This is a genomic window from Streptomyces sp. CT34 (assembly GCF_000805335.1).
In the GTDB taxonomy this organism is placed as follows: domain Bacteria; phylum Actinomycetota; class Actinomycetes; order Streptomycetales; family Streptomycetaceae; genus Streptomyces.
Map to the genome: position 1 here is coordinate 3918362 of NZ_KN708638.1, position 5999 is coordinate 3924360.

4 protein-coding genes, 1 tRNA gene and 1 pseudogene are annotated in these 5999 nt (G+C 75.3%); 2 read left to right on the forward strand and 4 right to left on the reverse strand.

Annotated features, from left to right (window positions below):
* Positions 1 to 305 precede the first annotated feature (305 nt).
* Positions 306 to 378: transfer RNA gene (locus tag RZ84_RS17100), tRNA-Gly, on the forward strand.
* A gap of 65 nt (positions 379 to 443) precedes the next feature.
* On the opposite strand, the gene RZ84_RS17105 is transcribed toward RZ84_RS17100, so the two are convergent.
* Positions 444 to 1343, reverse strand: a complete 900-nt coding sequence (locus tag RZ84_RS17105) for a phosphoribosylaminoimidazolesuccinocarboxamide synthase (RefSeq protein ID WP_043265037.1) — start codon at positions 1341 to 1343, stop codon at positions 444 to 446.
* Between the two features lie 87 nt (positions 1344 to 1430).
* Positions 1431 to 2666, reverse strand: coding sequence for an MFS transporter (locus tag RZ84_RS17110; RefSeq protein WP_078893852.1), 1236 nt, complete (start codon positions 2664 to 2666; stop codon positions 1431 to 1433).
* Between RZ84_RS17110 and RZ84_RS17115 the strand changes: the two genes are divergently transcribed.
* On the forward strand, positions 2654 to 3232 hold the full coding sequence (locus tag RZ84_RS17115; RefSeq protein ID WP_241777738.1) for a LysR substrate-binding domain-containing protein: 579 nt from the start codon (positions 2654 to 2656) through the stop codon (positions 3230 to 3232). The two genes, RZ84_RS17110 and RZ84_RS17115, sit on opposite strands and share 13 nt — an antisense overlap.
* An 86-nt stretch (positions 3233 to 3318) precedes the next feature.
* Here the strand turns inward: RZ84_RS17115 and RZ84_RS17120 are convergent, their stop codons facing one another.
* Positions 3319 to 4800: a N,N-dimethylformamidase beta subunit family domain-containing protein gene (locus RZ84_RS17120; protein WP_043265039.1), complete on the reverse strand. Its 1482-nt coding sequence runs from the start codon at positions 4798 to 4800 to the stop codon at positions 3319 to 3321.
* A gap of 260 nt (positions 4801 to 5060) precedes the next feature.
* Positions 5061 to 5999: pseudogene (locus RZ84_RS41230) on the reverse strand (hypothetical protein); the annotation flags it as partial.

Below are 5999 nucleotides of genomic sequence, written 5' to 3' on the forward strand. Positions count from 1 at the left end.
GGCGGAGGTCGTGTGCGGGGCGCATCGCGGAAACCGTTGTGCGGGGCCGGAGTTGGCGGGGGACGGATTGGAGGCGAGGGGTGCCGCGGGCCGGTCGGGGCGGCCGGGGGCGGGAGCCGGCGGAGGTCGGGGCGGTCTGTGCCGGAGGGCGGGGAGCGGGCCGTGTGGTCGGCGGGGGGGGGGCGGGACGGGCCGTCGGGTGCCATCCCTGGGGAGGGCGCGGAGCGCCGTTGTGCGGCGGCGCGCGTCAGAGGGCGGCGAGTTTGGCTATAGTGGGGCCCGCACCGCGCGGCAGCGTGGGGCATGCGGACGTAGCTCAGTTGGTAGAGCGCAACCTTGCCAAGGTTGAGGTCGCGAGTTCGAGCCTCGTCGTCCGCTCCGAGAGAAGACCCCGGTCGGTTGCCGACCGGGGTCTTTTCGTGCGGGTCGTGCCGCGCCGGCCGTCAGGACCAGGTGTGGCCGGTGAGGCGCTCGTACGCCTCGATGTACTTGGCGCGGGTGCGGTCGACGATGTCCTGCGGGAGGGCCGGCGGGGGCTGCTCGCCGGTGCGGTCCCAGGCCGCGGCGGGGGAGGTGAGCCAGTCGCGGACGAACTGCTTGTCGAAGGACGGCTGGGCGCGGCCCGGCTGCCACTGGTCGGCGGGCCAGAAGCGCGAGGAGTCGGGGGTGAGGACCTCGTCGGCCAGGGTGAGGCGGCCCTCGCTGAAGCCGAACTCGAACTTGGTGTCGGCGAGGATCAGGCCGCGCTCGCGGGCGATGTCGCGGGCCCTGCCGTAGATGGCGAGGGTCAGCTGGCGGAGCTGGGCGGCGGTCTCGGCGCCGACCTGGCGGGCGACCTCCTCGTAGGAGACGTTCTCGTCATGGTCGCCGACGGCGGCCTTGGTGGCCGGGGTGAAGATCGGCGCGGGCAGTTCGGAGCCGTTGACCAGGCCCTCGGGGAGAGCCAGGCCGCAGACCGTGCGGGAGCGCTGGTACTCGACGAGGCCGGAGCCGGTGAGGTAGCCGCGGGCGACGCATTCGACCGGGACCATGGACAGCGAGCGGCAGACCAGGGTGCGGCCGGCCCAGTCGGCGGGGGCACCGGCCGGCACGTCGGTGGAGATGACGTGGTGCGGGGTCAGGTCGGCGAGCTGGTCGAACCACCAGAGGGAGAGCTGGGTGAGGACCCGGCCCTTGTCGGGGATCTCGGTGGGCAGCACCCAGTCGTAGGCGGAGGTACGGTCGCTGGCGACCATGACCAGGTCGGCGTCGGCGTTCTGGTAGAGGTCGCGCACCTTGCCCGTGTGCAGGTGGGTGAGCCCCGGGACCCGCACGGGCTCGGGCTTTTCTACGAAACCGGACACGCTGCCTCCGCGTAGGTTGATCCAGGAGTCGAGGTGATTCTCCCGTATGAGGCGGGTGGTCCGTGCTTCGGGGGCGGCGGACGGCGGTCAGACGGAGGTACCGGCTCCGGCGCGCAGCACCGCGGCGAGGGTGAGCAGGGCGAGGACGGCGGCACCGAGGAGGATCGCCGGCGGGGTGAACGCGCCGGTGAGCAGGGTGACCCCGTAGGGGGCGAAGAAGCCCAGGTAGCAGACGGTCCAGAAGCGCGCGGTGAGGCGGGCCAGGTGGTGCGGGGGCGCGAGCGCGGCGACCTCCGTCAGGCCGTAGCCGACGCAGAGGCCGTAGCCGGCACCGAGCAGGGCGGCGGCGAGCAGGGCCACGGCGGGCTCCGCGCGCGCCACCGCGAGGGCGCCGGTCAGCAGGCCGGCGGCGGTGACGAGCAGGCCGGCGGCGCCGGTGGCGACGCGGTGCCGGGCGGTCAGCCGGCGGGCGAGCGGGGCGACGAGGAGACCGGCGCCGGGGGTGACGGCGGTGACGATCCCGGCGTAGACGGTCTGCCAGCCGTGCAGGCCGGTGTCGACGAGGCCGGGGAGGACGGCGAAGGCGATCGCGGGGCCGGCGAACACCCAGGGCGCCACCGGGACGACGAGACGGCGAAACGGGGCGCGGTGGGCGGGGACGGCGGGCTCCGGGGCCGCGGTGTCCGGTATGCGGGCCGGGGCTGTCTCGGGGGCGCGGACGGCGCTCAGGGCGGCGCCCGCGACCAGCACCAGATGCGGGACGTAGGCCAGGGTCATCGGGTACGGGGCCCACTGGGCTGTCAGGGAGGCGGCCAGGCCGCCGGTGGCGAAGCCCGCGGAGAGGAAGAGGCCGGAACGGCGGGCGGCGGCGCCGGGGGTGGGTGCGGTGCCGTACGGCGGGGTGGAGAGTTCCTTGATCCAGACGCTGCCGGCGGTGAGCAGGGTGCCGGCGCCGATGCCGGTGAGGAAGCGGCCGGGCCACAGCAGCACCGGAGCGGCCGGGCCGGACATCAGCAGGCAGGTCGCCAGGGCCGAGATGCCCAGCGCGGTGTAGGTGACCCGGCGGCGGCCGTGCCGGTCGGCGAGCGGGCCGCCGGCGAGGAGGCCGGGGATCAGGCCGAGGGCGTAGACGGCGAACAGGGCGGTGGTGGTGGCGGCGGTCAGACCGAGGTGGGCGCGGTAGGCGCCGAGGAGGGAGGAGTACTGGTTGGCGCTCCACCCGGAGGCGGTCATCAGCCAGCCGGCGCGCAGCCAGTGGCGGGGCGCGAAGGCCGCGGTGGCGGCGGTGCCGACCCGGTCCGTCGGGGTGTGTGACACAGACATGGGGGACGTTGTACGGCGCGGGCGGGCGGGTGCACCTGGTGGAGTTGACCTTCACCGAGCACTGCAGCGCGCTGCGCGAGGACCGGGTGGATGTGGCGTTCGTACGGCCCGCGGTGGAGGCCGAGGGCATCGAGGTGGACGTCCTGACGACCGAGCAGCGGATCGTGGCGGTCTCGGCGCGGTCGCCGCTCGCGGACGCGGCGCACGAGGGGCTGCGGGTCGCGGACGTGATCGATCTGCCGTTTCTGCGGCTGCCGGCGCGCACCCCGCGGCCGTTCGTCGACTACCTGTACTTCCAGGACGGCGAGCGGCGGGCGCCGGATCGCGCGCTGACGCCGCACGATGTGCTGACGAGTGTGGTGACCGGGCGCGGCGTGGGGTCCGGGCTGAAGTCCTTCGCCCGCTACTACCCCTGGCCGGGCACGGTGTTCGTACCGGTGCTGGACGCGCCGCGGGCGCACAGCGTGCTGGCGACGCGGGCCGGCGACCCGAACCAGGAGGTGCGGATCTTCCGGGCGCTGACGGTGGCGCTGGCGCGGGAGTTGGGGGAGTTCGCGGCGCGGTAGGTCCGGCCGGCGGCGCGTGGGTTCCCCGGGGCTGCCCGGTGGGTCGGGGCCGGACAGCCCCGGCCATGGCCCATCGGACAGCACACCTAGTCGCGTTTGCAGATGCGGTCGAGGAGGTTGGCCGTGGCGCGCTGGACGCGCTGGTCGACGCGGCCGGGGCGGTCGAGGGCGGGCGACCAGGCGAAGGTGCCGGAGGAGAAGACCAGCGCACCGCTGGGGGCGCGGTAGAGGGAGGTCTCCTGATGGCGGCGGTTGCCCTCGCCGTCGCGGTACGGGGAGTGGGCCAGCAGGATGCGGCGGGTGTGCTCGGGGAGGCTGGTGCGCGGGAAGTAGCGGTCGGCCTCGCCGGCGACCAGGCCGGGGATCTCGTCGCCTTCGTGGGCGCCGGTGGCCTCCCACAGCCAGTGGTCGGCGTTGCGGACGACCAGGGGGGCGGGCTCGGGGACCCGGCCCGCGTACTGGATGCCCATCAGGCGCTGTTCGGGGTTGCCCAGTTCGCGCCAGAGGGCGGGGCGGCCGGGGCCCTGGCGTTTGCGGCAGGTGAGCAGGGCGGCGGGGCCGGACGGCGACGGGGACAACTCGACCTGCCAGTACATGGTGTTGGCGGAGAGGAAGACCAGGGAGGTGCCGCCGTCGCGGGCGCCCTCGATCGTGCGGCGCATGGGCACCGACCAGTACTCGTCGTGGCCGGGGAAGACAATGCCGCGGTAGCGCGTGGGGTCGACGCGGCCGGCGTGCAGATCGCGGGCGTCGGCATAGGCGAGGTCGTAGCCGTAGCGCTCGGCCCAGCGGATGAAGTCGTAGGCGTGGCCCACATGGAGGGGCAGGCCGGCGCCGGCGTAGGGGCGGTCGAAGGAGACGGTGGTGGCGGCGTCCCGTTCGCCGAGGAGGGCGCCCTTCTCGTCCCAGGCGTGGTAGAGGCTGGCGCCGGTGCGGCCGTCCTCGGGGTAGAGGTTGTACGCCTGCCAGGTGATGTCGGGGAGCAGCAGGAGGAGGTCGGCGGGCTGGTCGTCGCGGACGGTGAAGGGGATGTGGGAGCGGTAGCGGCCGTCGGCGGTGGTCAACACGGCGACGTAGGCGCCCAGTTGCCAGTACGTGGGGACCTGGAGGCGCCAGGACAGCCACCAGTGGTGGCAGGAGACCGTGCGGTCGACCAGCAGGGGGGACGGCTGGACGATGCCGGCCAGCCGGGGGCTGGTGGTGATCTTGGCGGCGCCGGCGCCGGCGTAATGGCCGATGCGGTAGACGTCGATGCTGAAGGGCTGCGGCGGGTCGACCGAGACCCGGAAGTCGATGGCCTCGCCGGGGGCCACCGCGCCGGTGCCGGTGAAGCCCTTGATCTGGCGGTGCACGTCGTCGGCGGTGCGCGGGCCGTTGTGCTTGCGGGGCGCGGGCACCAGCACATCGCCGCGGGCGACCGCGGGATCGACGTACCAGGGAATGATGTGGCCGGAGTCGAAATAGGTCTCACTACCGCGCAACCAGGGCAGCGGGCCCTGTCCGAACGGGTCCGTGACCGCGTGGGCGAGGGCGCCCGACTCCCAGCGCCTGATCTGTTCCGTCGCCACCTTCCACTCCCCTCCCGCGTCCCCCTTGGCCGCGGCCGACCGGGCGGGTGGCCGCCGACCGCCGCCGCTCCGGGCCGCCGCCGTACATACGGGGACGGATCCCGGTGCCGGGGCGAACGGGCCTTACCCATCCCCCAGCACATCACATTACGCACTCACTTCGTCACCCTTCGTCGTGAATTTAGGTGCGGTTGCCCCGAAGCATGAACTGGAAGGGAACACTCAGCCGGTTCGGCGGTCCGCTGCGATCACACGAGCGGTCACACCAGCCGGACCGGCTTCTCGGGGCGGACGCCTATGGTCGTCAGCCAGCCGCGGAGCGGTTCCGCGTCGCCGTCGTCGACGAGGCTGAGGACCGGGCGGCCGAGGTCGGCGCGGCGGGTGCCGTCCACGAGGAGGGCGGGGCCGTCGAGCCAGTCCAGGCCGGGGGCGGCGCCGGCGGTGTCGACGGCGGCGCAGCAGACCATGGCCGTGACGTGGTCGGCGAGCAACTCGCGGCCGGTACGCGGCGGTTGCAGGGGGAACAGCGGAAGGCCGCCCTCGGCCAGGCCGTCGCCCCAGGCCACCCCGGCGGCGTCCGGGGTGCCGGTGCAGCGGGCGGCCTGGCGGGCGGCTTCCTCGCGCTCCTCGCGGGCGACCTCCGCGCCGAGCCGGGCGGCGACCAGATCGCCGGCGCGGGAGTCGCGGGCCAGACGGTCGATGACCCGGGCCAGGGTCGGGCCGGCGGGTGCGGTGGCCGAGGGGGCGGCGGCCGGGCCGGGCGGCTCCGCGCCGGGGCGGCTCGCGGCGTGGTGGCCGGCGGGCGTACGGGTGCGGGCGCGGGCGTAGGTCAGCGGCGGGGCGGTGGCGGTGGTGCGGTGGGTGGTGGTGGGCGCCGCGGGCGGGGGCGGGGCGTCGGCGGGGGCTGCGGGGCGGTCCGGCGTACGGGGCGCGGGGCCGTCCTCGGGGGCGGGGCCCGGCGGCGGGGCCACCGGGAGGTCGTCGAGGACGCGGTGCAGCCGGGCCGCCTCCAGGCGCCACTTGCGGTCCACGACCTCCTCCGGATACTGCTGCCAGCCGACCGGGGACCAGTCGGGCCCCGGCTCGGCCGGGCCGCCGTGGAAGAGCCGGGCGGCCAGCAGGGAGGCGGCGCGGTCGACGGCGCCGGGCTCCTCAAGGAGGTCGCAGGCGGGCCGCTCGCCGAGGCGGGGGGCGAAACC

Bases quoted from the DNA above. Each gene is read 5' to 3' on its own strand.
- RZ84_RS17110 (WP_078893852.1), bottom strand. From the start codon at position 2,666: ATGTCTGTGTCACACACCCCGACGGACCGGGTCGGCACCGCCGCCACC.